Here is a 24,328-nt window from a genome sequence, read left to right on the forward strand (position 1 = left end):
CACGATGGCCCAGGTACGGGTGAAGCCGCGCAAGGAGTCGGTGTTCGCCGAGCGGTTCGCCGTCTTCGCGGAGTGTCTCCTCACCGGCGTGTGGATCACAGTCGCCTCGCTCGGCGTCGTCACCTACCCCGCCGCCTTCGCCGCCGGTGCCCGGCATCTGCGGCGCCTCACAGCACACGAGAGCGGCGGATGGCGGGAGTTCGTCGCGGACTTCCGGGCGGCGGTGCGGCGCGGGTGGGCCGTCGGGCTCGCCGGGTGGCTCGCGGCGGCGGCCGTCTGGGTGGACGTCCAGGCCGTGCGCGCCGGGATTCCCGGGGGGCCGCTGGTGGGAGCCGTCGGGGTGTTCGCGCTGATCGGGCTCACCGTCGCCGGGCTGCGTGCTGCGGCGGTCTGGACGCCGGGCGCCCGCTGGCGGGAACTGCTGGCCGCCGCCGGACGCCGGACCGTCCTGGACCCCGCCGGCTCCTTCCTGGTCATCGCCGGACTGGCGGTCGTGGCCCTGTCCGCCTGGTTCATCGCGCCGTTGGCGGTCCCTGTCCTGGGGGCCGTCGCGGCGGCGGCCATCGCCGTGGAGGAGCGGTATCGGCACCGCTGACATGCGGTGCCCGCGCACCGGGTCGGCGCCCTGGGCGTCGTACCTCTCTCTGTCATGCCCCTGACCACCCTGCACCCGCACGGAAAGGAAAGGCGGAAACTCTCATGTCTCCCATCCCTCGCAGGTCCCTCCTCAAGGCTGCCGCCGTCGCCGGAGCCGCCGCCCAGTTCAGCTGGGCACTCGGCACGAACGCGGCGGCGGCTCCCAGAGCCGAAGCCGCAGACGCGGACCCGGTGACCCTGGACTGGCTGGAGGACGGCGGCCTCGGCGCCGCACCCGGCTCCACGGTCGGCGTCCCCTGGCCGAAAGGCGCCTACCAGGCGGACCAGACCTTCGCGCTGACCGACGCCGACGGCAAGGCCGTACCCCTCCAGTCCTGGCCGATCGCCTACTGGCCCGACGGCTCCCTCAAGTGGTCCGCGCACGCGGTGAGTTCGGGCAACGGCAAGCTCACCCTCACTGCCGGCGAACCCACCGCCCCCGAGCACAAGGTCACCGTCGACAAGCGCGGCGGCACCATCGACATATCGACCGGCGTCATCACCGCCAAGATCGGCACGTCGGGCGCCACGCTGGTCAAGTCCGTCACCCGGGGATCGACAGAGATCGCGCGCAACGGTCGGCTCGTGCTGCTCCGCCAGCCGGAGATCGAGGACGGCGACCAGGGCACGGTGAAGTACGAGCGGTTCGAGGGCGCCATCGGCGAGGTGACCGTGGAGCAGGAGGGCCCGGTCCGCGCGGTCGTCCGCATCGACGGCAAGCACCGCAAGGGGAAGCGCGGTTGGCTGCCGTTCTCCATCCGTCTGTACTTCTACGCCGGCGCCGACTCCTTCCGCATGGTGCACACGATCACCTACGACGGCACGCAGGAGCCGGGCAAGGCGAGCGGCGACTTCATCCGCGGTATCGGAGTGCGCTTCTCCGTGCCGATGCGCGACGAGTCGTACGACCGCCACATCCGCATCGGCGGCGAGGGCACCGGGCTGCTGCGCGAGGCGGTCAAGGGCATCACCGGGCTGCGGCGCGACCCGGGGGCGGCGGTGCGGACAGCCCAGTTCGAGGGCAAGAAGCTGCCTGACCCGTCCACTTGGGACCAGCGGGTGACTACTCGGCTGCAATACATCCCCGAGTGGGGCGACTACACCCTCTCGCAGCTTTCCGCCGACGGTTTCGGCGTGCGCAAGCGCACCAAGAAGGGCCACGGCTGGATCCCCGCGGGAGGCGGCCGACGGGCCAGCGGCTTCGGGTACGTCGGCGGCGCGAGCGGTGGATTTGCCTTCGGGCTGCGGGACTTCTGGGAGAAGTTCCCCGCCCAGCTCGACATCCGCGACGCCCAGACCGACGAGGCCGAGGTCACCCTCTGGCTCTGGTCACCCGAGGCCCAGCCCATGGACCTGCGCTTCTACCACGACGGCATGGGCCAGGACACCTACCCCGAACAGCTCGAAGGCCTCAACATCACCTACGAGGACTACGAGCCCGGTTTCGGCACGCCCTACGGCATCGCCCGCACCAGCGAACTCCTCTTCTGGGCCCACGACTCCACGCCGAGCGCCGAGGTGATGGCCGAGCAGGTGAAGGCCGTCAGGACACTCCCGCAGCTCGCCGCCCCGCCCCAGCAGCTCATCAAGGCGGGCGTCTTCGGAAAGCTGTTCTCCGAGCCCGACCGCTCCACGGCCGCCAAGGCGAAGATCGAGGACCACCTCGACTTCCTCTTCACCTACTACAAGGACCAGGTGGAGATGCGCCGTTGGTACGGCTTCTGGGACTACGGCGACATCATGCACAGCTACGACCCCAGCCGCCACCAGTGGTGCTACGACGTCGGCGGCTACGCCTGGGACAACTCCGAACTCTCGCCCGACCTCTGGCTCTGGTTCGCGTACATGCGCTCCGGCCGCGCCGACATCTTCCGCTTCGCCGAGGCGATGACCCGGCACACCGGCGAGGTCGACGTCTACCACCTGGGCAAGTGGGCCGGCCTCGGCACCCGCCACGGCGTCCAGCACTACGCGGACAGCGCCAAGCAGCAGCGCATCGCCAACACCACCTACCGGCGCTACTACTACTTCCTCACCGCGGACGAACGCGTCGGTGACCTCATGCACGCCAACGTCGACTCCGACGAGACGTTCCTCGTCCTCGACCCCATCCGCAAGATCCGCACCGAGCCGTACACGCCCGACCGGAACGCGCTGTCGATCGGTTTCGGCACAGACTGGTCGGGGCTGGTGTCGGCCTGGCTGACCGAGTGGGAGCGGCGCGGCCCCAAGTGGGAGAAGGCCAAGGCGCGCGTCCTGTCCACCATGGAGACCATCGCCGCCCAGCCCAACGGCTTCGTCCAGGGCAGCGCGCTGTACGACCTGGACACCGGCAGGTTCGCCGTCGAGGCCGAGCCCAAGGTCGGGGTGTCCCACCTCTCCGCGATGTTCGGCCTGGTCGAGCTCTGCGCCGAGCTGATCGACCAGATCGACATGCCGAAGTTCAAGGAAGCGTGGCTCGACTACTGCCGCTACTTCAACGCCACCAAGGCCGAGCAGCGGGCACGCTACGGCTCCGACTTCGGCTCCCTGCTGCTCTTCCAGGGGCATTCGCGGCAGGACGCGTACGCGGCCGTCCAGACCGGCGACGACAAGTTGGCGGCGCGGGCGTGGCGGCAGTTCTACAGCAGTGCGGATGTTTGGGACTACAAGGAGTCCACGGACTGGTCCACGAAGAAGATTGAGGGGCCGACCGGGTTGGTGCCCGGTAGTGAGGCGACGTGGGTGTCTACGAACTCCACGGCGTTGTATGGGTTGGCGGCGATTCAGAATCTGGCGCTGGTAGGTAACAAGATGCCGTAGCTGGTTGGGTGGTTCGTTGGCTGCGGGGCGGTGGGGGCTGGTCGCGCAGTTCCCCGCGCCCCTATCGGGGCGCTGTCCGCGGCGGAATTCAGCTGCTCTGCTTAGTTCATCTTTCCCAGGACCTCCCGCACTCGCCTGACATCACGGATCCGTCGCTCGTACGTTGCGCCCAGGGCGAGCAGGAGGAGGCCGGCGAGGGCGGGAGGGGCCCAGCGGGGGAGAGCGGTGGTCATCTCGACTATGTACGGGGCCAGTTCGTGGAAGGCGTCCAGGGTGAGGACCGTGCCGCCCAGGAGTAGGGGGGCCTGGAGGTGGTTGCGGGCGCCCAGGAGGGTGATGAGGAGTGCCGCCGTGCCCAGGAGGAGGGGGCGTGGGCCGTGTTGGCCGGCCCAGACCGCGAAGAGGCTCGGCACGAGGGTGGCGGTGAGTCCGGGGGCGTACGCCGTCCAGGAGGAGGTCTGTGGGTCGCGTTGCCTGCGTAGGGCGCCGATGAGGAGCGCGGGGACGGTGACCGGCAGTGTGTATGCCTCGGGGGTGGTGATGTCCCAGGACGCCAGCCATACCCAGGTGGCCAGGACGAAGAGGGCGGCGGCGACGTAGCCGGCGGCGCGGCGGTCGGAGCGGAGGGCCGTGGCGGCCGCGATCACGCCCGCCAGCGCGAGTACCAGGGCGAGCATCGGCGGTTCGCTGGCTGAAAGGGCGACGGCGACCAGGCCCGCGACCGTGCCGGTCACTTCCACGGCCGTCGTCGTCTTCTCGTCGACGTGCGCCGCCAGCAGTGCGGCTGCCGCCGGGACCAGCAGCACGAGCAGCGCCGTGTGCTCCGGCCGCAGCTCCAGTGCCGCTCCCGACGCGACGGCGAGCGCGGTGGCGTACGCGAGCGTTGCGGCGGCGGGGAGTGGCTTGCGTACGGCCGTCGCGAAGAGCGCCGTCAGGGACGCGAGCGTTGCCAGGGTGGCCGGTTCCGAGGCCAGGGCGAGGAAGGTGAGGCTCAGGGAGGTGACGAGGGCGAGGACGGTGGCCGTGGGCCGCCGGAGGAGCAGGAGGGCGGCGGTGAGGGCCCCCTGGATCAACAGGGTTGCGGCGTACGGCAGTTGGAGTGTGGCGGGGACGGCGAGTGCGCTCGCCCATGCCAGAGTGAGGGACGCGTCCAGCGCCCGTGACCGCCAGGCGGCCTCCCGGACCGCCAGTGTCAGGACCCCGGCGACCGCGGCGAGGACGAGGGGCGCGGTGGCCGTGTCCGGTGGCCACGGCGTCTCGACCGTGACGGCGTCCCGTGCCGAGTCCGGCGCACCCGACCACACCTGCTCCGCCCAGCCGACCGGCCCCAGCAGGGCGACGGCCACGACGGGCAGCGCCCACAGCACGGCAAGGGACTGTACGGCGACGGAGGCCCACGCCATGCCCCGCCGTACGGCCTCCCGGAGCCGACCCGCTGTCGTGGCCGCCAACAGGGCGAGCCCGCAAGCGAGATGGACCGGCACCGTCCACGCGTCCGGCAGCGCGGGGCGCAGTGCGCCGCCGACCGCGGCGACGACGAGCAGGCCCGAAGTGAGTGCTAGTCCCTTCGCCTGCTTCTCGCTCGGCGCCTGCGAGGCCGCGCCGAGTGCGAGGGTCGCGGCCAGGAGGAGGAGCGCCGCCGCACGGGCGGCGGCGCTCGGGCCGGTGGCCGTCCAGCACAGCCAGCCGGCCGTCATGACGCTCCAGCCGCCGAGGCCGTACGCGCCGCCGAGGGCGACGAGACGTACGGGCCTGGCGCTCGCCCGGAGCGCGACAACCGTGTCGGACCCGGCCGTCGCGAGGAGCGCGGCCGTGATCGTGAACCAACTCGCGTCGACCGCGATGGCCCAGAGGAACAGGGGGAGTTGGGCCGTCGTCAGCGCGGCGGCAAGGGGCAGACGCATCTCACGCGTGCGTGGCAGGGACCCGTACGCCGCCCAGAGGCCCGCCAGCAGCGCCGCTGACGCCGCCGCGAACCTCGTGCCGTCGGCCCCCGCGAAGGCGACCTCGTACAGCGCGTAGGCGTCCAGCACCGTCAGCGCCAGTCCCAGGCCCGCCACCGACTCGGCCGTGGAGCGCAGCCCTCGCTTCAGCAGGGGCAGCGGTGCGGCGAGGACGGCCGCCGTGACCGCGGCGAGTACGAGTGCCCGCCCGGTGACTCCCAGGTGCTGCCAGCTGACCAGCGTGAACGCCGTCGCGGCGAGGGTGAGCAGGATGCCGCCGAGCAGCAGGAGGACGTTCTGGACCCGCGGGGCGGTGGCCTCGGGGCGCGGCGGTGCGGCGGGCGGCTGCTGGGCCGGGTGCAGCGTGGCGACCAGCCAGGCCCTGCGAGCCAGCAACTGCGCCCGGCGGGCGTCCAGTTGCCACAGCTCCCAGTCGAGGAGCCGCAGTTCCTCGGCCGGCGGTGGGATGTGCGTCATGTCTTGGAGTGTGGTCCGCGTCACGTCGTACGGCATGAGTGCGGATACTCAGAACGTACTCAGATGTGTTCACCTCGTGCCCATGACCGGGGCAGACTCGGAGTATGGACTGGTCCCATTACCGCTTCCGCAGCGTGTGGGTCCTGCGCGCGCCGCCCGCCGCCGTGTACACCGCGCTGGAGCGGGCCGAGGACTACCCCGACTGGTGGCCGCAGGTCCGGCAGGTCGACGCGATCGACGACGTCAGCGGCATCGTCAGGGTGCGGTCCGTGCTGCCGTACGAGCTGACCTTCACCGCGCGTGAGGTGGTGCGGGACCGTGCGGCCGGGGTGCTGGAGATCGAGATGTCCGGTGACCTGGACGGCTGGGCGCGCTGGACGGTCCGTGCGCACGGCGCGGGTACCCACGCCCGCTACGACCAGGTCGTCGATGTGAGCAAGCCGCTGCTCAGACGCTTCGCCGTGCCGGGGCGGCCGGTCTTCCGGGCCAACCACCGGCTGATGATGCGGGCCGGACGGCGGGGGCTGGCGGCCTACTTGGAAGCAGTTTGATGGAAACCCGCGGGGACCTGTATTGTTCAGTCCGTTCCCGGGCGATTAGCTCAGTGGGAGAGCGCTTCGTTCACACCGAAGAGGTCACTGGTTCGAACCCAGTATCGCCCACCGGGAAAGGCCGGTCCGCCAGAGCGGACCGGCTTTTTTGTGCGCTCGTGGTTCCGTTCACGCCGCCGCCGGCAGGTCCGGACGCAGGGGCCACGCCGGGTCCACCGCCTCCTCGGTGCCGCTGCGGGCGAACCATGCCTGCAGGCCGCGTGCCTGTGCCGCGTGCCACACGGCCTGCAGGGTGTGCAGTTGGGCGGGGGAGAGACGCTCCAGCCGGGCGGCGAAACGGCGCCCCACCGCCCGTACGACATCCAGTGCGGCCACGGCATCGGCCGACGCGTCGTGCGCGCCGTCCAGGACGACGCCGTAGTGCGCGCACAGGTCGGTGAGCGTGCGGCGGCCCTTGCGGTAGCGGTCGAGATGCTTGTCGAGGACCCGTGGGTCGAGCACCAGCAGCGGCGACGTCTCGAACCAGTGGTCCAGGGACGAGGCCCGATGGCGCCGCAACTCGCGGTCCAGGATGGTCAGATCGAAGGGTGCGTTCATCACCACGAGCGGACGGCCCGCGGCCGCCTGCTCGGCCAGTTCACTGGCTATCTCATGCATCACCGGCGCAGGCCAGCGGCCGTTGCGCTGCAGATGCTCGTCCGTCAGTCCGTGTACCGCCGTCGCCCCCTCGGGCACCGGCACACCCGGGTTGACCAGCCACCGGCTCACCCGCGGCCGGGCACCCGGGGCATCCTGGACGACGACGGCGGCCGACACGATCCGGTCGGTCTCGACGTCCACGCCCGTGGTCTCCGTGTCGAACGCGGCCAGAGGGCCCTCGTACCAGCACGTCATACCTACACAACTCCTCGTTCACCCACGGCAGCTGACGTACCGTCTTCTGCCCGTTTGGTGATACCCGGGCTGTTTGCGGCGTACGCGGGCCGGACACAACAGGAGTGCGGGTCTTTGCAGTTCAGCGGGCCCATTCACGGGGATTCACTTTGCTCGGAAGGCTGTTGGTCATGGCGATAGCGCAGCCCGAACGGGGCGGGCTGCTGCCCGCTCGGACGGGCCCCCATCGCGGTTCACTCGCCACCACCGCCTGCATGGAGACACTGCAGGTGGGCTATCTGCACGCCGTCGCCGCCGCGGCGGGCTGTTCGCTGTCCCAGCCCTTTCCGGACAACGGCATCGACTGGCACGTCAGCCACAGCGCCGCCGGGCACACCGTCGACGACGAAGTCACCATCAAGGTGCAGCTCAAGGCGACGTACCAAGTCCCGCCGAACCCTCCCGGGCGCTTCTTCTCCTTCACGCTCGACAACGACCACCTGGCGAAGCTCGCCCGCACGCCGGTGTCCGTGCACAAGATCCTGGTCGTGATGCTCGTCCCGCGGTCCCAGGACGACTGGCTGCGCGCCAGCCACGACCGGCTCGACCTCAGGCACTGCTGCTACTGGGTCAACCTGGCCGGCCAGGCCATCACCGGTCGGCGCCGGACCACCGTGCGGATTCCGACCTCACGCATCTTCGACGACCGGGCGCTGTGCGAGATCATGACGCGGGTCGGGACGGGAGGCAGGCCATGACACACCGCTCGCTGGAGGAGCCGGTACGACCAGGGCGGCCGCATCCCGTGGACGCGCAGTGGAACCGGCCGCCCGAGCCCGGCGAGGTCGACCCCGCCGTGCTCAGCGCCCTGCTGCACCGCCACGGCTGGCAGCGCCGCGGCGGAGCCGCCGGACGCTACGGCCGCTGGACCCCGCCGGGGCCCGGCGGCGCCGGTACGAGCCTGCTCGTGCCGGAGAACCGTGCCTTCCCCGACAGCGACGACCTGCTCGGCGAGGCCCTCGTCGCGCTGTCCCGCAGCGGCTCGCCCTCCGCGCGCGAGGTCCTGGTCGGCCTCACCGTGCCCAGCGACGAGATCCGCTGGTGGCGCGATGTACCGACCGGGCCGGCCGGCGCCGCGCCATGGATGGCCGAGGAACAACTGCGCACCGCCGCCCGTCAGATGCTTCTGGCGGGCGCTCTCGCCACACGCGCGCGTGCCGGCTATTACGGCGCCCGGCACCGCCGCCCCGCCGCCGCGTCCCTGGAGAACGTCCTCGTCGGCGCCGCGACCGGCGGCCGTCAGCTGACCGCGTTCGTGCCCGTCGACACCGGCCGCCTGCTCGCCGTACGCCTGCACCAGGCCCTGTACGCCGCCCGCGAGGCCATCGACTACCAGCGGGCCACCGGCGGCATGGACGCCTTCGACGGCGCCGTCGAGGCGGGCGTCAGCCGTGAACTGACCGAGGCGCTCGTCACCCTGGTCCGTGGCACCGAGGGCGCCCGCGTCGCCGTCGAGTGGGCGCCCGGCGCCGGGGTCCCCGAGGGCTGTGCCGCGGGCGCCGAGGCCGTCGAGTTCTCGCCCGGCGACCTGCCCGTGCTGCGCGAGGCCGGGGCCCGATATCTGCGCGAGGAGCCGTCCATGGCGGTGCGGATCACCGGGACGGTGACCCGGATGCGCCGGTCTGGGCCGCGCGGCGAGGGCGCCGTACGGCTGCGGGTGATCGCGGGCGCCGAGGTGCCGCACATCCGGCTGACCCTGGACGAGGAGGCGTACCGCGTCGCCGGGCACGCCCATCTCGTCGGACTGCCGGTGCGGGTGCACGGCCGGCTGGAGAGCCGGGGCGGCTTCCGCAGGCTCACCGGCGCCTCCGGCGTTGTACCGGTGCAGGTGGACGACGCCGAGCGGGACCGGCTGATGAAGTCGCTCCAAGAGAACCTGGACTTCTTTGAGGATGCCTGCGGGAGCGACGATCACGACGCGGGCCTGGACGCCGGCTTCGGGGAATGATTTCGCGGTGGGACGTCCCGGGTCGGTACGATCCGGTATTGCGCGCGCTCCAGGTACGGCGCCCGCACCCACCTTCAGTCAGGAGAGACCGGTGTCAGACGTCCGTGTGATCATCCAACGCGATTCCGAGCGGGAAGAGCGCACGGTGACGACGGGCACTACGGCCGCGGAGCTCTTCGCCGGCGAGCGCTCGATCATCGCCGCGCGCGTGGGCGGCGAGCTCAAGGACCTGTCGTACGTGCTCTCCGACGGGGAAGAGGCCGAGGGCGTCGAGATCTCCTCCGAGGACGGTCTGAACATCCTGCGCCACTCCACCGCGCATGTGATGGCGCAGGCCGTGCAGGAGCTGTTCCCCGAGGCCAAGCTGGGCATCGGCCCGCCGGTCAAGGACGGCTTCTACTACGACTTCGACGTCGAGAAGCCGTTCACGCCCGAGGATCTCAAGGCCATCGAGAAGAAGATGCAGGAGATCCAGAAGCGCGGGCAGCGTTTCTCGCGGCGTGTGGTGACCGACGAGGCCGCGCGTGAGGAGCTGGCTTCGGAGCCGTACAAGCTGGAGCTCATCGGGCTGAAGGGCTCGGCTTCGTCGGACGACGGCGCGGACGTCGAGGTCGGCGCGGGCGAGCTGACGATCTACGACAACCTGGACGCCAAGACCGGCGATCTGTGCTGGAAGGACCTTTGCCGGGGCCCGCACCTGCCCACCACCCGGAACATCCCGGCGTTCAAGCTGATGCGCAACGCGGCCGCCTACTGGCGTGGCAGCGAGAAGAACCCGATGCTCCAGCGCATCTACGGCACCGCCTGGCCCACCAAGGACGAGCTCAAGGCACACCTCGACTTCCTCGCCGAGGCCGAGAAGCGCGACCACCGCAAGCTCGGCAACGAGCTGGACCTCTTCTCCATCCCGGAGCAGATCGGCTCCGGCCTCGCGGTCTTCCACCCCAAGGGCGGCATCATCCGCCGGGTGATGGAGGACTACTCGCGCCGACGTCACGAGGAAGAGGGCTACGAGTTCGTCTACACCCCGCACGCGACCAAGGGGAAGCTCTTCGAGACGTCGGGCCACCTGGACTGGTACGCCGAGGGCATGTACCCGCCCATGCAGCTCGACGAGGGCGTGGACTACTACCTCAAGCCCATGAACTGCCCGATGCACAACCTGATCTTCGACGCGCGCGGGCGTTCCTACCGTGAACTGCCGCTGCGCCTCTTCGAGTTCGGGACCGTGTACCGGTACGAGAAGTCGGGCGTCGTGCACGGCCTTACGCGCGCGCGTGGCTTCACGCAGGACGACGCGCACATCTACTGCACGCGTGAGCAGATGTCGGAGGAGCTCGACAAGACGCTCACCTTCGTCCTCGGCCTGCTGCGCGACTACGGTCTGACCGACTTCTACCTGGAGCTGTCCACCAAGGACCCGGAGAAGTTCGTCGGCTCCGACGAGGTCTGGGAGGAGGCGACCGAGACGCTGCGCGAGGTGGCCGAGAAGCAAGGCCTGCCCCTGGTCCCCGACCCGGGCGGCGCCGCCTTCTACGGCCCGAAGATCTCCGTGCAGACCAAGGACGCCATCGGCCGCACCTGGCAGATGTCGACGATCCAGCTCGACTTCAACCTGCCGGAGCGTTTCAACCTGGAGTACACCTCGCCCGACGGCTCCAAGCAGCGCCCGGTCATGATCCACCGCGCCCTGTTCGGCTCCATCGAGCGGTTCTTCGCGGTGCTCCTGGAGCACTACGCGGGCGCCTTCCCGGCGTGGCTGGCCCCGGTGCAGGCGACCGGCATCCCGATCGGCGACGCGCACGTGGAGTACCTGGAGAAGTTCGCCGCGGCGGCGAAGAAGCAGGGGCTGCGGATCGAGGTCGACTCGTCCTCCGACCGGATGCAGAAGAAGATCCGCAACGCCCAGAAGCAGAAGGTGCCCTTCATGGTCATCGCGGGCGACGAGGACATGGCGAACGGCTCGGTCTCCTTCCGCTACCGCGACGGTTCGCAGGAGAACGGCATCCCCTTCGACGAGGCCATCGCGAAGATCACGAAGGTGGTCGAGGAGCGGGCGCAGGTCTGACGCGCATGTGAGAAGGCCCCCGGGGGAGTTCAGCTCTCCGGGGGCCTTTCCTTGGCCTCGTCCTCGTACGCGAAGACCTGCAACAGCCACGACGAGAACGACCCGGTGACCGCGCCGAGCAGTGCCAGCCCGCAGGCCATCATCCCGACCGCGATCAGCCGTCCGACCGGCGTCACCGGGGTGACGTCGCCGTACCCGACCGTTGAGAACGTCTCACAGGTCCACCAGACGGCGTCCCCGAAAGTCCGAATCGTCGCGTCCGACGCCGCACGCTCCTGCTGGTAGACGGCGAGGGCCCCGGCGAATCCGAGCAACACCGTCGACAGTCCGGCGTAGGCGATCACCCGCGCGTGCAGCGCGAGCCGCGGCCGGCCGTGCCGACGCTGCACGGCCTCATACAGCCGCACCACCCGCAACGGCCGCAGCAGAGGCAGCACCAGCACCACGGTGTCCAGCAGGTGCGACCGTACGAAGCCCAGCCGCCGCCCGCTCAGCCGCCACCGCACCCCGTAGTCGACGGCGAACAGGGCCCAGGTGCCGGCCAGCACGGCGAGGCAGACGTCCCGCCAGACGCCCGGCAGACCATGGGCCAGGACGAGCACCGCATACGCGGCGAGATAGATCAGCGACGTGATCGCGAGGGGCACTTCGGTGCGCTGCTCCCAGCGGCCCTGGGGACTGTCGGCATCCACCGGCTCAGCTTCGCCCGGGACGCCGGCCGCGCAACCCCGCCGACACGCCGCGAACGGGCGAAGTCATATGCTTCCTTGCATGACGAGTGAGCCGGAGCAGCAGTGGGGAGTGGGGACGCAGGACGCGTTCCAGCGCCTGTGGACGCCTCATCGGATGGCCTACATCCAGGGTGAGGGCAAGCCGACCGGCCCCGGTGCCGAGGACGGCTGTCCCTTCTGCTCCATCCCGGCCAAGTCGGACGAGGACGGTCTGGTCGTCAGGCGCGGCGAGCAGGTCTACGTCGTGCTCAACCTGTACCCGTACAACGGCGGGCACCTGATGGTCGTGCCCTACCGCCACGTCGCCGACTACACGGACCTCACCGGTCCGGAGACCGTCGAGCTGGCCGCGCTGACCAAGCAGGCGATGACGGCACTGCGGACCGCCTCCGGCGCGCACGGCTTCAACATCGGCATGAACCAGGGCTCCGTGGCGGGCGCGGGCATCGCCGCCCATCTGCACCAGCACATCGTCCCGCGCTGGGGCGGCGACACGAACTTCATGCCGGTCGTCGGCCACACCCGCGTCCTGCCCCAGCTCCTCGCCGACACCCGCAAGATGCTGGCGGAGGCCTGGCCGGCGGCTTGACCATTCGGCCGGAGTCAGGTGCGGTTCCGCCGCGCCCCGAAGGGGCGCGGCGGAACCGCGCGACCAGCCACGACGGACCCGCAGCCAACACACCGGGCTTCCAGCGGAGCGCTCACGCGTCGTAGAGGTCCGCCTTCCTCGGCATCGGATCCTGCACCGCCGTGCTGAGGAACGCCGACCTGTTGCCGAACTTCTCCGTGTCCACGCCGTTCTCCTCCAGCACCTTGATCGCCGCCGAGTGCACGACCCGCAGCACCGGTGTGGCGGCGCGCAGGGCGTCGTCGGCCATGAAGCGGTGGCGCCACGGCTGATCCGCCCACGCGTGCCGCAGGCCGAAGGGCTCGGGGAGGATGATGGTGCCGCCGAGCCAGTTCAGCAGGGGCGGATACCAGGAGATCGGGGCCCGCACCGCCAGCCGTACCACCTCGTCGCTGTCGACCAGGGGAAGCTTCACCTTGCGGGTCTCCCACGGCTTGAACGACTTGGCGACTTCCTTCGTCGGCGCCTCGGGCTTGCTGGTGAACAGCCCGTTCACCGGGCCGAGGGCGTGGCCGGTGACCTCGATGCGCAGCGTCTGGTGCAGCACCGTCACCGTGATCAGCATGGTGATGACCAACTGCCCGTCCCAGAGCACCCACTGGACGCCCAGGTAGTGCCGGTCACCGCTGCCGAACTGCTGCTTGTTGCAGATGTCCTGTATCGCGTGCGACTTGATCTGGTAGGCGTCCACGTCGGTGCCCTCGGGCCGGGACACCGCCTTGGCGTTCTCCGCGATGGGCGTGACGATCCAGTGGCGTATGGACGCCTTGGGGAAGCCGCCGGTGTTCAGCGTGTTCCGCTCCAGCATGCGCAACTGGTCGTGGATGGACCGGACGACGTCCCAGCTGCGGAAGGGGTGGATCTCCCGGTCCGCGTCGGCGGGGATCAGATCCTCGGCGAGCTGCCAGGCGCCCCAGCGCGTGCCCATGCCGAGTATGCCCTTGGGCCCGGCGTAGAACACGGAGTTGGACTGCTGCTCGGCGCTGAGCTTGGCCAGGGACTGGCGCAGCTGCTCGGCCGCGGTCTCGCCGGGGCTGCTCGGCACCGCTTCCGGCACCTTCGCGCCGACGCTGCTGCCGGCCAGCAGGCTGTCCCACCGCCCCCGCAGGTCCTTCGCCGTGCCCTCGCAGATCTGCTTGGCCCAGAACCAGCCGACCACCGGCATGACCACACAGGCCCGCGCATACCAGAGCCAGAAGCCGGAGAACGGCGTACGGATCAGGAAGATCACGGCGAGGGCGCCCGCCGCGACGAGCAGCCCGGTGGCGAACGCGCCGGCCTGTTTGTCGTCCCGTTTGGCGATGATGGTGCGGAGCGTGAAGATCAGCAGCCAGACCAGGAGCCCGGGCAGGAACAGCACACCGCACAGCACCATGACCAGGCTCAGCAGTCTGTCGCGGTCCTTGCGGATGTTGTTCGCGGCCAGGCAGTGCTCGACGACGACCTGCGGTTCGCTGCCGAAGGACTGGATGAGCGGCTTGCGGCCGGGGCCCAGCATGCGGTCCACCACGGCCCGCGAGAAGGCCTCACCCAGGTTGGGCCGGAAGATCTTCGCCCACTTGAGGCCTTCCTTGACGGTGGTCTGGTGCCATTCGTTGTCGGCCTTCTTGATGTCGCCGACCAGATTGTCCCGATAGGCCGCCGAGGCCAGCGCGAACGTCGCCGTCTGGTCCCCGTCGCCCGTGCGCGGCACCTGCGGACCGAAGATGTCCGCGTAGCCGCTGTCAAAGGTCATTCCCGCCCCCGATCGCCGCGATTCTCGCTTCTGCGGCCTTCCCGACTTCCTTGCCCTGCACACCTGTTGATCAGGTCTTCAGCGTATCCGCAGGCACTGACACCCGTCGGCGGACGGTCGAAAGCCCCTCTTTTAGGCTCGTTCGCCTCCGGGGCGCTCCAGCCGGTGTCGAGAGTCCGACCGTGCTCAGCGCTTCGCGCCTCCGCGCGCTCGGACTCTCGACACCGGCACGCCCCTACGGCTCACTCGCGTCGCCGACGCGGAGGGGAGCGTTCCGTGCAGCCTGCCGATGTCTCCAACTATGAGGCGGCGCGCTCCTGTTCACGGATCCTTTCGGAGATCTGCGGCGGCATCGGCTCGTGCCGGGCGTACGAACGGTTGAAGCGCGCTGTGCCGTGCGACAGGGACCGCAGGTCGACGGCGTACCGGCCGATCTCGATCTCCGGCACCTCGGCCCGTACGAGGGTCCGCGCGCCGGTCGTCTGCTCGGTGCCCAGTACCCGGCCGCGCCGCCCCGACAGGTCGCTCATCACGGCGCCCACATAGTCGTCGCCGACCAGGACGGTCACCTCGGCCACCGGCTCCAGCAGATGGATCTTCGTGTCGGCCGCGGCCTCCCGCAGCGCCAGCGCGCCCGCCGTCTGGAACGCGGCGTCGGAGGAGTCCACGGAGTGCGCCTTGCCGTCGAGGAGCGTCACCCGGATGTCGACGAGCGGGTGTCCGGCCGCAACTCCCCTGGCGGCCTGGGCCCTTACGCCCTTCTCGACCGACGGGATGAACTGCCGCGGCACCGCACCGCCGACCACCTTGTCCACGAACTCGATGCCCGAGCCGCCCGGCAGCGGCTCCACCTCGATCTCGCAGATCGCGTACTGCCCGTGCCCGCCGGACTGCTTCACATGCCGGCCGCGCCCGGCGGACTTGTCCGCGAACGTCTCCCGTAGGGAGACCTTGTGCCCGATCACGTCGACCTGCACGCCGTACCGGCTGCGCAGCCGCTCCAGCGCGACGTCCGCGTGCGCCTCGCCCAGGCACCACAGCACCACCTGGTGGGTGTCCTGGTTCTGCTCGAGCCGCATCGTCGGATCCTCGGCGACCAGCCGGGACAGGCCCTGCGAGAGCTTGTCCTCGTCGGCCTTGCTGTGCGCCTGGATCGCCAGCGGCAGCAGCGGGTCGGGCATCTGCCAGGGCTCCATCAGGAGGGGGTCGTCCTTGGCCGAGAGCGTGTCGCCGGTCTCCGCGCGGCTCAGCTTCGCCACGGACGCCAGGTCCCCGGCGATGCAGTGGGTGAGCGTGCGCTGCTGCTTGCCGAACGGTGCGGACAGGGCGCCGATCCGTTCGTCGACGTCGTGGTCCTCATGCCCCCGGTCGGCGAGTCCGTGCCCGGAGACATGCACGGTCGCGTCGGGGCGCAGGGTGCCGGAGAAGACGCGCACCAGGGAGACCCGGCCGACGTACGGGTCGGACGCCGTCTTCACGACCTCGGCGACCAGCGGCCCGTCCGGGTCGCAGAGCTTCAGCTCGCGCGGCTTGCCGTCGACGGTGGTGACCCGGGGTGCCTCGCGCTCCAGGGGGGTCGGGAAGCCGCGTGTGACCAGTTCCAGCAGCTCGACCGTGCCGAGTCCCTGCCGGGCGCCGTCGGCCGCGGGGGCGGCGGCCAGGACGGGGAAGAAGACCCCGCGCGCGACGGCCCGTTCCAGGTCGTCGATCAGCGTCTTGACGTCGATGCTCTCGCCGCCGAGATACCGGTCCATGAGGGTCTCGTCCTCGCTCTCCGAGATGATCCCCTCGATCAGCCGGTTGCGGGCCTCCTCGATCAGCGGCAGCCGCTCCGGATCCGGATCCGACTCCTTGCGCTCGCCGGTCGAGTAGTCGAACAGCTTCTGCGACAGCAGCCCGATCAGCCCGGTCACGGGCGCGTGCCCGTCGGGCCCCTGCGGACCGTGCAGCGGCAGATACAGCGGCAGGACGGCGTCGGGGTCGTCCCCGCCGAAGGCCTCCGCGCAGATCCGCGTCATCTCCTCGTAGTCGGCGCGCGCGGCCTCCAGGTGCGTGACGACGATCGCGCGGGGCATGCCGACGGCAGCGCACTCCTCCCACACCATGCGGGTCGAGCCGTCCACCCCGTCCGACGCGGAGACGACGAAAAGGGCCGCGTCCGCCGCTCGCAGACCGGCCCTCAGCTCTCCGACGAAGTCGGCGTATCCGGGGGTGTCGAGGATGTTGACCTTGATGCCGTCCCATTCGACGGGCACCAGGGAGAGCTGCACCGAACGCTGCTGCCGGTGCTCGATCTCGTCGTAGTCCGAAACGGTGCCGCCGTCCTCCACACGGCCCGCCCGGTTCACTGCCCCCGCTGTGAGTGCGAGGGCTTCCACCAACGTGGTCTTGCCCGATCCGCTGTGGCCGACCAGCACCACATTCCGTACGGACGCGGGGTGGTCGGCCGCTGTTGCCCTGCCGGCGGCTCCGGGGTGTGCGTTCGCCTTGTCGCCCATGGCCTTGCCTCCCGTGCACGGTGAGGTCTCTGTGGGCGCGGACACGCGGCTCCACGTGCGGTGGCGGCTCCGGCGACGCCCGCGGTCCTTCGAGCTTTCCACTCCCGTCACGGTGCGTCCATACGAGGGACGCGATCTGGCCGCCCGCCGTCTGTTGCGGACGGTGGCCGGTGGCGGGTGCCCGGACGTCGCCGACACGCGCGCGTGGCTACGATGGGCCAGCCGGTGGCCAGCAGGGGCCGTCCGGCGACACCGAGCCCTCGGGAAGGCCATGCTGAACAAGTACGCGCGTGCATTCTTCACGCGTGTCCTCACACCGTTCGCCGCGTTTCTCATCCGTCGCGGGGTCAGCCCCGACACGGTGACGCTCCTCGGCACCGCCGGAGTGGTCGCGGGAGCGCTGGTCTTCTACCCGATGGGCGAGTTCTTCTGGGGCACGGTCGTGATCACGCTGTTCGTGTTCTCCGACCTCGTCGACGGCAATATGGCCCGCCAGCTCGGCCGCTCCAGCCGCTGGGGCGCCTTCCTGGACTCCACGCTCGACCGGGTCGCCGACGGCGCGATCTTCGGCGGCTTCATCCTCTGGTACGCGGGGGGCGGCGACGACCTCGTGCTGTGCGCCGTCTCGATCTTCTGCCTGGCCAGCGGCCAGGTGGTGTCGTACACCAAGGCCCGCGGCGAGTCGATCGGCCTGCCGGTCGCGGTCAACGGGCTGGTCGAGCGTGCCGAGCGGCTGGTGATCTCCCTGGTCGCCGCCGGTCTCGCGGGCCTGCACGACTTCGGTGTGCCCGGTATCCAGTACCTGCTGCCGGTCGCCCTGTGGGTCGTCGCCGTCGGCAGCCTGGTGACGCTGATCCAGCGGGTCGTCACGGTCCGCCGGGAGTCGGCCGAGGCGGACGAGGCCGCCGCGCGGGAAAATGCCTCCCAAGGGAGTGAGGCGGCGAAGTGAGCGCCCAGGATCGGCTGACGGACGCGCTGTACGGGATCGGCTGGAGCACGGTCAAGAAGCTCCCCGAGCCGGTCGCCGTACGACTGGGGAACGCGATCGCCGACGCCGCCTGGAAGCGGCGCGGCAAGGGCGTACTGCGGCTGGAGAGCAACTACGCGCGCGTGGTGCCGGGCGCGAGCCCGGAGCGCCTCGCCGAGCTCTCGCGCGCGGGCATGCGCTCGTATCTGCGGTACTGGATGGAGTCGTTCCGGCTGCCGGCCTGGAGCGCCGAGCGCATCAGGAACGGCTTCGAGGTCAAGGACATCCACCACCTCACGGACGGCCTCGCCGCCGGCCGCGGCGTCGTCCTGGCCCTGCCCCACCTGGGCAACTGGGACCTGGCCGGCGCCTGGGTCACCACCCAGCTGAAGACGCCCTTCACCACGGTCGCCGAGCGCCTGAAGCCCGAGACGCTGTACGACCGTTTCGTCGCCTACCGCGAAGGCCTCGGCATGGAGGTCCTGCCGCACACCGGCGGCACCGCCTTCGGCACCCTGGCCCGGCGGCTGCGTGACGGCGGGCTGGTCTGTCTGGTCGCCGACCGTGACCTGTCCGCCTCCGGTGTCGAGGTCGAGTTCTTCGGCGACACGGCCCGGATGCCCGCCGGACCCGCACTGCTCGCCCAGCAGACGGGCGCGCTTCTGCTGCCGGTGACGCTCTGGTACGACGGCTCGCCCGTCATGCGGGGTCGCGTTCACCCGCCGATCGAGGTACCCGAGGCAGGTACGAAGTCCGAGAAGACGTCTGTCATGACACAGGCGTTGGCGGATGCCTTCGCCGGCGGGATCGCCGACCATCCGGAGGACTGGCACATGCTGCAGCGACTGTGGCTCGCCGACCTGGAACCCCGACCGTCCGACGGGGAGCGGCCGTGAGAATCGGCATCGTCTGCCCGTACTCCTGGGACGTGCCGGGCGGCGTCCAGTTCCATATCCGCGACCTCGCCGAGTACTTCATCCGCCTCGGCCACGAAGTGTCCGTCCTCGCACCCGCCGACGACGACACCCCGCTCCCGCCGTACGTCGTCTCGGCGGGCCGCGCGGTCCCGGTGCCGTACAACGGCTCGGTGGCCCGGCTGAACTTCGGCTTCCTGTCGGCCGCGCGGGTACGGCGCTGGCTGCACGACGGCGCCTTCGACGTGGTCCACATCCATGAGCCGTCCTCGCCCTCGCTCGGCCTGCTCACCTGCTGGGCGGCGCAGGGCCCGATCGTCGCGACCTTCCACACGTCCAACCCGCGCTCCCGGGCGATGCTCGCCGCGTACGCGATCCTCCAGGCCGCGCTGGAGAAGATCAGCGCGCGGATCGCCGTGAGCGAGTACGCCCGCCGCACCCTCGTGGAACACCTCGGCGGCGACGCGGTGGTGATCCCGAACGGCGTGGACGTCGACTTCTTCGCCAAGGCCGAGCCCAAGCCCGAGTGGCAGGGCGACACGATCGGCTTCATAGGGCGCATCGACGAGCCCCGCAAGGGGCTGCCGGTGCTGATCAAGGCGCTGCCGAAGATCCTCGCCGCCCGTCCGCAGACCCGGCTGCTGGTCGCGGGGCGCGGCGACGAGGAGGAGGCCGTGGAGAAGCTGCCCAAGGAGATGCGCTCCCGGGTCGAGTTCCTCGGCATGGTCAGCGACGAGGACAAGGCCCGTCTGCTGCGCAGCGTCGACCTGTACGTCGCCCCCAACACCGGCGGCGAGAGCTTCGGGATCATCCTGGTCGAGGCCATGTCGGCGGGAGCGCCGGTGCTCGCCTCGGATCTGGACGCGTTCGCGCAGGTACTCGACCAGGGCGCCGCCGGCGAGTTGTTCGCCAACGAGGACGCGAACGCCCTCGCCGAGCGCGCCGTACGCCTCCTCGAGGACCCCGAGCGCCGGGCCGAGCTGCGGGCACGCGGCAGCGCCCACGTCCGGAGGTTCGACTGGTCCACGGTCGGCGCGGACATCCTGTCGGTCTACGAGACGGTGACGGACGGGACGACGGCGGTGGCGGCCGCCGACGAGCGCTCGCCGGGGTTGCGGGCACGGCTGGGGCTGGCGCGCGACTGACCCGGCACGCGCGCGTGGGCCTGCCGGTCGGACGCTGACCACAGGTGCTCCACACGGCCCGGCTAACCTTGCCGCCCGTGACCGCAACCCTCATCTGGATCCTCGTCGCCCTCGTGGTGATCGGCCTCTACCTGAGCTGGACCGCAGGCAGGCTCGACCGGCTGCACGCCCGCATCGACGCCACCCGCGCCGCGCTCGACGCCCAACTGCTGCGCCGCGCCTCGGTGGCCCAGGAACTGGCGACCTCCGGTGTGCTCGATCCGGCCGCCTCGATCGTCCTGTACGAGGCCGCGCACGCCGCGCGGCAGGCCGAGGAGGAGCAACGCGAGGTCGCCGAGAGCGATTTGAGCCAGGCGCTCAGGGCCGTGTTCGCCGAGGCGCAGCAGGTGGAGGCGGTACGGGAGGCGCCCGGGGGAGAGGCGGCCACGCGTGAACTCACCGAGGCGGTACGCCGGGTGCCGATGGCCCGCCGCTTCCACAACGACGCCGTGGGAGCGGCCCGCAGGCTCCGGGAGCACCGCAAGGTGCGCTGGTTCCGGCTGGCCGGTCATGCGCCCTTCCCGCTGGCCTTCGAGATGGACGACGAGCCCCCGGCGGCCCTGATGGTGCGGGCCGCTTAGCCGCGCCCGCACCCAAAACGATCCACCGGCTCCTCATTGGCCCTTGCTGTGGCCTGGTCCCCTCGCGTTTCCTCGGTATTCGCAGAAACCCTCTTTCACCGAGCGAGGTCACACGTGTCCAGCACGCTTCCCCACTCCGCCCAGACGCCCGAGACCGGCACCGCGCGCGTGAAGCGCGGCATGGCCGAGCAGCTCAAGGGCGGCGTGATCATGGACGTCGTCACGCCGGACCAGGCGAAGATCGCCGAGGACGCCGGCGCCGTGGCCGTCATGGCGCTGGAGCGGGTCCCGGCCGACATCCGCAAGGACGGCGGCGTGGCCCGTATGTCCGACCCGGACATGATCGAGGGCATCATCGAGGCCGTCTCCATCCCGGTCATGGCCAAGTCCCGCATCGGCCACTTCGTCGAGGCCCAGGTGCTGCAGTCCCTCGGCGTCGACTACATCGACGAGTCCGAGGTGCTCACCCCGGCCGACGAGGTCAACCACTCCGACAAGTGGGCGTTCACGACCCCCTTCGTCTGCGGTGCCACCAACCTGGGCGAGGCCCTGCGCCGCATCGCCGAGGGTGCGGCCATGATCCGCTCCAAGGGCGAGGCCGGCACCGGCAACGTCGTCGAGGCCGTCCGCCACCTGCGCCAGATCAAGAACGAGATCGCCCGTCTGCGCGGCTACGACAACAACGAGCTGTACGCCGCCGCCAAGGAGCTGCGTGCCCCGTACGAGCTCGTCAAGGAGGTCTCGGAGCTGGGCAAGCTGCCGGTGGTCCTCTTCTCCGCCGGTGGTGTCGCCACCCCGGCCGACGCCGCGCTGATGCGCCAGCTCGGCGCCGAGGGCGTCTTTGTCGGCTCCGGCATCTTCAAGTCCGGCGACCCGGCCAAGCGTGCCGCCGCCATCGTGAAGGCGACCACCTTCTACGACGACCCCAAGATCATCGCGGACGCGTCCCGCAACCTCGGCGAGGCCATGGTCGGCATCAACTGCGACACCCTCCCCGAGGCCGAGCGCTACGCGAACCGGGGCTGGTGATGACCGCTCCCGTAGTCGGAGTGCTCGCGCTCCAGGGCGACGTACGGGAGCACCTCGTCGCCCTGGCCGCGGCCGGTGCCGTGGCCAGGCCGGTGCGGCGCCCCGAAGAGCTCGCCGGGATCGACGGCCTGGTCCTGCCCGGCGGCGAGTCCACCACCATCTCGAAGCTGGCGGTCCTCTTCGGCGTGATGGACCCCCTCCGCGCGCGCGTGCGGGACGGCATGCCCGTCTACGGCACCTGCGCGGGCATGATCATGCTCGCCGACAAGATCCTCGACCCGCGCTCGGGCCAGGAGACGATCGGCGGCATCGACATGATCGTGCGTCGCAACGCCTTCGGCCGGCAGAACGAGTCCTTCGAAGCGGCCGTCGAGGTGCGGGGCATCGCGGGCGATCCTGTGGAGGGCGTCTTCATCCGCGCCCCCTGGGTGGAGTCCGTCGGCGCCGCGGCCGAGGTACTCGCCGAGCACGACGGCCACATCGTCGCGGTCCGTCAGGGCAACGCGCTGGCCACGTCGTTCCACCCGGAACTGACCGGCGACCACCGCGTGCACGGCCTGTTCGTCGACATGGTGCGCGCGTACCGGACGACGGAGTCCTTGTAGGATCTGGAGGTCTCCCAGGCCCTTAAGATCTGGGGGAGTTCGTTCGGAGATGGGTTACGCGAAGGAGACAGGCAGATGTCCGGCCACTCTAAATGGGCCACGACGAAGCACAAGAAGGCCGTGATCGATGCCAAGCGCGGCAAGCTCTTCGCGAAGCTGATCAAGAACATCGAGGTCGCGGCCCGCACCGGTGGCGCCGACCCCGATGGCAACCCGACGCTGTACGACGCCATCCAGAAGGCGAAGAAGTCGTCGGTCCCGAACAAGAACATCGACTCCGCGGTCAAGCGCGGCGCCGGCCTGGAGGCCGGTGGCGCCGACTACGAGACGATCATGTACGAGGGCTACGGCCCGAATGGCGTCGCCGTGCTCATCGAGTGCCTCACCGACAACCGCAACCGCGCCGCCTCGGACGTCCGCGTCGCCATGACCCGCAACGGCGGCTCCATGGCCGACCCCGGCTCCGTGTCGTACCTCTTCAACCGCAAGGGCGTCGTGATCGTCCCCAAGGGCGAGCTGACCGAGGACGATGTCCTCGGTGCCGTGCTCGACGCGGGCGCCGAGGAGGTCAATGACCTCGGCGAGAACTTCGAGGTCATCAGCGAGGCCACCGACCTGGTCGCCGTCCGCACGGCCCTCCAGGACGCCGGCATCGACTACGAGTCCGCCGACGCGAACTTCGTCCCGACCATGCAGGTCGAACTGGACGAGGAGGGCGCCAAGAAGATCTTCAAGCTGATCGACGCGCTCGAGGACAGCGACGACGTCCAGAACGTCTTCGCCAACTTCGATGTGAGCGACGAGATCATGGAGAAGGTCGACGCGTAACGCTGCCGCGAGCCGAGCGGATTCGGCGGGCCGGGTGGGACACGTCCCACCCGGCCCGCCGTTGTTGTCAGTGGTACCCGATAGCCTGCACAAACAGGCGATCGAAGGGACGGTGCGGGGTTGCGCGTACTGGGGGTGGACCCGGGGCTGACGCGGTGCGGTGTCGGCGTGGTCGAAGGTGTCGCGGGCCGGCCCCTCACCATGCTCGGCGTCGGAGTCGTCCGCACGCCCGCGGACGCGGACCTGGGGCACCGTCTCGTCGCCATCGAGCAGGGCATCGAGCAGTGGCTGGACGAACACCGGCCCGAATTCGTCGCCGTGGAGCGGGTGTTCAGCCAGCACAACGTGCGGACGGTGATGGGCACGGCCCAGGCCAGCGCCGTGGCCATGCTCTGCGCCGCCCGCCGAGGCATCCCCGTCGCCCTGCACACCCCCAGCGAGGTCAAGGCCGCCGTCACCGGCAGCGGCCGCGCGGACAAGGCGCAGGTCGGCGCGATGGTCACCCGACTGCTGCGGCTCGACGCGCCCCCCAAGCCCGCCGACGCCGCCGACGCGCTCGCGCTCGCCATCTGCCACATCTGGCGGGCCCCCGCCCAGAACCGCCTCCAGCAGGCTGTCGCCCTGCACGCGGCAAAAACAACCGCATCGAAAGGTCGCCCGGCATGATCGCCTTCGTCAGCGGCACGGTCGCCGCCCTCGCCCCCGACGCTGCGGTGGTCGAGGTCGGCGGTGTCGGCATGGCCGTCCAGTGCACGCCGAACACCCTGTCCACGCTCCGGCTCGGTCAGCCCGCCAAGCTGCACACCTCGCTCGTGGTCCGAGAGGACTCGCTCACCCTGTACGGCTTCGCGGACGACGACGAACGGCAGACCTTCGAACTGCTCCAGACCGCCAGCGGAGTCGGCCCCCGCCTGGCCCAGGCCATGCTCGCCGTACACAGCCCGGACGCCCTGCGCCGAGCCGTCACGACAGCCGACGAGAAGGCACTCACCGCCGTCCCCGGCATCGGCAAGAAGGGCGCCCAGAAGCTGCTGCTGGAGCTGAAGGACCGCCTCGGCGAGCCGATCGGCGCCCCCGCGATGGGAACGGCGATCAGCAGCGGCTGGCGAGACCAACTGCACGCCGCGCTGATCGGACTGGGCTACGCCACCCGCGAAGCCGAAGAGGCCGTGGCCGCCGTGGCCCCGCAGGCCGAGGCGGCAGAGGGCACCCCGCCAGTGGGCCAGCTGCTGAAGGCCGCTCTCCAGACCCTCAACCGCGCCCGCTGACC

The 24,328-nt window shown here is 70.6% G+C and carries 21 protein-coding genes and 1 tRNA gene; 17 read left to right on the forward strand and 5 right to left on the reverse strand.

Translation table 11 applies throughout. The features are described 5' to 3' along the window. The first annotated feature begins 4 nt into the window (after window positions 1-4). Both OG828_RS39870 and OG828_RS39875 read left to right on the forward strand, forming a co-directional pair. Entirely contained in the window at window positions 5-595 is a 591-nt protein-coding gene (locus OG828_RS39870) for a hypothetical protein (protein WP_328503901.1), read from the forward strand. A gap of 104 nt (window positions 596-699) precedes the next feature. Further along, window positions 700-3,438 (forward strand): exo-rhamnogalacturonan lyase family protein, encoded by a 2,739-nt coding sequence (locus OG828_RS39875; protein WP_328503902.1) that lies wholly within the window; start codon window positions 700-702, stop codon window positions 3,436-3,438. 101 nt (window positions 3,439-3,539) lie between these two features. On the opposite strand, the gene OG828_RS39880 is transcribed toward OG828_RS39875, so the two are convergent. Then, the gene (locus tag OG828_RS39880; RefSeq protein WP_443062471.1) at window positions 3,540-5,894 is read right to left on the reverse strand and encodes an SCO7613 C-terminal domain-containing membrane protein; all 2,355 of its coding nucleotides are present in this window, start codon (window positions 5,892-5,894) and stop codon (window positions 3,540-3,542) included. A gap of 68 nt (window positions 5,895-5,962) precedes the next feature. On the opposite strand from OG828_RS39880, the gene OG828_RS39885 reads away from it, so the two are divergent. Next, window positions 5,963-6,409 (forward strand): SRPBCC family protein, encoded by a 447-nt coding sequence (locus OG828_RS39885; RefSeq protein WP_328503904.1) that lies wholly within the window; start codon window positions 5,963-5,965, stop codon window positions 6,407-6,409. Between the two features lie 39 nt (window positions 6,410-6,448). Continuing rightward, window positions 6,449-6,520, forward strand: a tRNA-Val gene (locus OG828_RS39890). A 57-nt stretch (window positions 6,521-6,577) separates the two neighbouring features. Here OG828_RS39890 and OG828_RS39895 read toward each other — a convergent pair. Next, window positions 6,578-7,303, reverse strand: coding sequence for a 3'-5' exonuclease (locus tag OG828_RS39895; RefSeq protein ID WP_210580506.1), 726 nt, complete (start codon window positions 7,301-7,303; stop codon window positions 6,578-6,580). Window positions 7,304-7,473: 170 nt separating this feature from the next. On the opposite strand from OG828_RS39895, the gene OG828_RS39900 reads away from it, so the two are divergent. From OG828_RS39900 to thrS, 3 genes are all read left to right on the forward strand, one after another. Then, a complete protein-coding gene (locus OG828_RS39900; RefSeq protein WP_328503905.1) occupies window positions 7,474-8,040 on the forward strand; it encodes a DUF4365 domain-containing protein in 567 nt (188 codons plus the stop codon). Continuing rightward, window positions 8,037-9,290 (forward strand): hypothetical protein, encoded by a 1,254-nt coding sequence (locus OG828_RS39905; protein WP_328503906.1) that lies wholly within the window; start codon window positions 8,037-8,039, stop codon window positions 9,288-9,290. Before OG828_RS39900 ends, OG828_RS39905 begins: the two co-directional genes overlap by 4 nt. 91 nt (window positions 9,291-9,381) lie before the next feature. Beyond that, a complete protein-coding gene (thrS, locus tag OG828_RS39910) occupies window positions 9,382-11,358 on the forward strand; it encodes a threonine--tRNA ligase (protein WP_328441535.1) in 1,977 nt (658 codons plus the stop codon). A 29-nt stretch (window positions 11,359-11,387) separates the two neighbouring features. Here thrS and OG828_RS39915 read toward each other — a convergent pair whose 3' ends face one another. Continuing rightward, window positions 11,388-12,050: a potassium channel family protein gene (locus OG828_RS39915; protein WP_328441536.1), complete on the reverse strand. Its 663-nt coding sequence runs from the start codon at window positions 12,048-12,050 to the stop codon at window positions 11,388-11,390. A gap of 67 nt (window positions 12,051-12,117) precedes the next feature. Here OG828_RS39915 and OG828_RS39920 point away from each other — a divergent pair, with 67 nt between their 5' ends. Further along, window positions 12,118-12,678: an HIT family protein gene (locus OG828_RS39920; protein WP_210580517.1), complete on the forward strand. Its 561-nt coding sequence runs from the start codon at window positions 12,118-12,120 to the stop codon at window positions 12,676-12,678. Between the two features lie 112 nt (window positions 12,679-12,790). Here OG828_RS39920 and OG828_RS39925 read toward each other — a convergent pair whose 3' ends face one another. Together OG828_RS39925 and OG828_RS39930 are read right to left on the reverse strand one after the other, a co-directional pair. After that, entirely contained in the window at window positions 12,791-14,452 is a 1,662-nt protein-coding gene (locus tag OG828_RS39925) for a hypothetical protein (RefSeq protein WP_328368086.1), read from the reverse strand. Window positions 14,453-14,751: 299 nt separating this feature from the next. After that, window positions 14,752-16,950 (reverse strand): elongation factor G-like protein EF-G2, encoded by a 2,199-nt coding sequence (locus OG828_RS39930; RefSeq protein ID WP_328505020.1) that lies wholly within the window; start codon window positions 16,948-16,950, stop codon window positions 14,752-14,754. 271 nt (window positions 16,951-17,221) lie between these two features. Between OG828_RS39930 and pgsA the strand changes: the two genes are divergently transcribed. The 9 genes from pgsA to ruvA all read left to right on the forward strand — a co-directional run bounded on the left by pgsA (window position 17,222) and on the right by ruvA (window position 24,326). Then, complete coding sequence (gene pgsA / locus OG828_RS39935; RefSeq protein WP_328503907.1) at window positions 17,222-17,899, forward strand: phosphatidylinositol phosphate synthase; 678 nt, start codon at window positions 17,222-17,224, stop codon at window positions 17,897-17,899. Beyond that, complete coding sequence (locus OG828_RS39940) at window positions 17,896-18,813, forward strand: phosphatidylinositol mannoside acyltransferase (RefSeq protein ID WP_328503908.1); 918 nt, start codon at window positions 17,896-17,898, stop codon at window positions 18,811-18,813. The genes pgsA and OG828_RS39940 overlap by 4 nt, the downstream gene beginning before the upstream one ends. Continuing rightward, window positions 18,810-19,976 (forward strand): glycosyltransferase family 4 protein, encoded by a 1,167-nt coding sequence (locus OG828_RS39945; RefSeq protein WP_328368094.1) that lies wholly within the window; start codon window positions 18,810-18,812, stop codon window positions 19,974-19,976. Before OG828_RS39940 ends, OG828_RS39945 begins: the two co-directional genes overlap by 4 nt. Window positions 19,977-20,053: 77 nt before the next feature. Further along, the gene (locus OG828_RS39950; RefSeq protein WP_328503909.1) at window positions 20,054-20,596 is read left to right on the forward strand and encodes a hypothetical protein; all 543 of its coding nucleotides are present in this window, start codon (window positions 20,054-20,056) and stop codon (window positions 20,594-20,596) included. 114 nt (window positions 20,597-20,710) lie between these two features. Then, window positions 20,711-21,625 carry a pyridoxal 5'-phosphate synthase lyase subunit PdxS gene (gene pdxS, locus OG828_RS39955; RefSeq protein WP_328441539.1) on the forward strand — a complete coding sequence of 305 codons (915 nt, stop codon included), beginning with the start codon at window positions 20,711-20,713 and terminating at the stop codon, window positions 21,623-21,625. Beyond that, window positions 21,625-22,230 (forward strand): pyridoxal 5'-phosphate synthase glutaminase subunit PdxT, encoded by a 606-nt coding sequence (gene pdxT / locus OG828_RS39960; RefSeq protein ID WP_328441540.1) that lies wholly within the window; start codon window positions 21,625-21,627, stop codon window positions 22,228-22,230. The genes pdxS and pdxT overlap by 1 nt, the downstream gene beginning before the upstream one ends. Window positions 22,231-22,305: 75 nt before the next feature. Next, window positions 22,306-23,058, forward strand: coding sequence for a YebC/PmpR family DNA-binding transcriptional regulator (locus OG828_RS39965; protein WP_210580532.1), 753 nt, complete (start codon window positions 22,306-22,308; stop codon window positions 23,056-23,058). Window positions 23,059-23,178: 120 nt separating this feature from the next. Then, complete coding sequence (ruvC, locus tag OG828_RS39970; RefSeq protein ID WP_328368106.1) at window positions 23,179-23,724, forward strand: crossover junction endodeoxyribonuclease RuvC; 546 nt, start codon at window positions 23,179-23,181, stop codon at window positions 23,722-23,724. Then, window positions 23,721-24,326, forward strand: a complete 606-nt coding sequence (ruvA, locus tag OG828_RS39975) for a Holliday junction branch migration protein RuvA (protein ID WP_328441541.1) — start codon at window positions 23,721-23,723, stop codon at window positions 24,324-24,326. The genes ruvC and ruvA overlap by 4 nt, the downstream gene beginning before the upstream one ends. Window positions 24,327-24,328 lie beyond the last annotated feature (2 nt).

It is taken from the genome of Streptomyces sp. NBC_00457 (assembly GCF_036014015.1).
Classification (GTDB): domain Bacteria; phylum Actinomycetota; class Actinomycetes; order Streptomycetales; family Streptomycetaceae; genus Streptomyces.

Excerpts from the sequence above, each read along its gene's own strand:
- OG828_RS39875 (WP_328503902.1), top strand. The coding sequence starts at position 700 with ATGTCTCCCATCCCTCGCAGGTCCCTCCTCAAGGCTGCCGCCGTCGCC.
- OG828_RS39895 (WP_210580506.1), bottom strand. The coding sequence starts at position 7,303 with ATGACGTGCTGGTACGAGGGCCCTCTGGCCGCGTTCGACACGGAGACC.
- OG828_RS39870 (WP_328503901.1), top strand. The coding sequence starts at position 5 with ATGGCCCAGGTACGGGTGAAGCCGCGCAAGGAGTCGGTGTTCGCCGAG.
- OG828_RS39880 (WP_443062471.1), bottom strand. The coding sequence starts at position 5,894 with ATGCCGTACGACGTGACGCGGACCACACTCCAAGACATGACGCACATC.
- ruvA (WP_328441541.1), top strand. The coding sequence starts at position 23,721 with ATGATCGCCTTCGTCAGCGGCACGGTCGCCGCCCTCGCCCCCGACGCT.
- OG828_RS39905 (WP_328503906.1), top strand. The coding sequence starts at position 8,037 with ATGACACACCGCTCGCTGGAGGAGCCGGTACGACCAGGGCGGCCGCAT.
- OG828_RS39965 (WP_210580532.1), top strand. The coding sequence starts at position 22,306 with ATGTCCGGCCACTCTAAATGGGCCACGACGAAGCACAAGAAGGCCGTG.
- OG828_RS39885 (WP_328503904.1), top strand. The coding sequence starts at position 5,963 with ATGGACTGGTCCCATTACCGCTTCCGCAGCGTGTGGGTCCTGCGCGCG.
- OG828_RS39900 (WP_328503905.1), top strand. The coding sequence starts at position 7,474 with ATGGCGATAGCGCAGCCCGAACGGGGCGGGCTGCTGCCCGCTCGGACG.
- pgsA (WP_328503907.1), top strand. The coding sequence starts at position 17,222 with ATGCTGAACAAGTACGCGCGTGCATTCTTCACGCGTGTCCTCACACCG.
- OG828_RS39930 (WP_328505020.1), bottom strand. The coding sequence starts at position 16,950 with ATGGGCGACAAGGCGAACGCACACCCCGGAGCCGCCGGCAGGGCAACA.
- OG828_RS39925 (WP_328368086.1), bottom strand. The coding sequence starts at position 14,452 with ATGACCTTTGACAGCGGCTACGCGGACATCTTCGGTCCGCAGGTGCCG.
- OG828_RS39920 (WP_210580517.1), top strand. The coding sequence starts at position 12,118 with ATGCTTCCTTGCATGACGAGTGAGCCGGAGCAGCAGTGGGGAGTGGGG.
- pdxT (WP_328441540.1), top strand. The coding sequence starts at position 21,625 with ATGACCGCTCCCGTAGTCGGAGTGCTCGCGCTCCAGGGCGACGTACGG.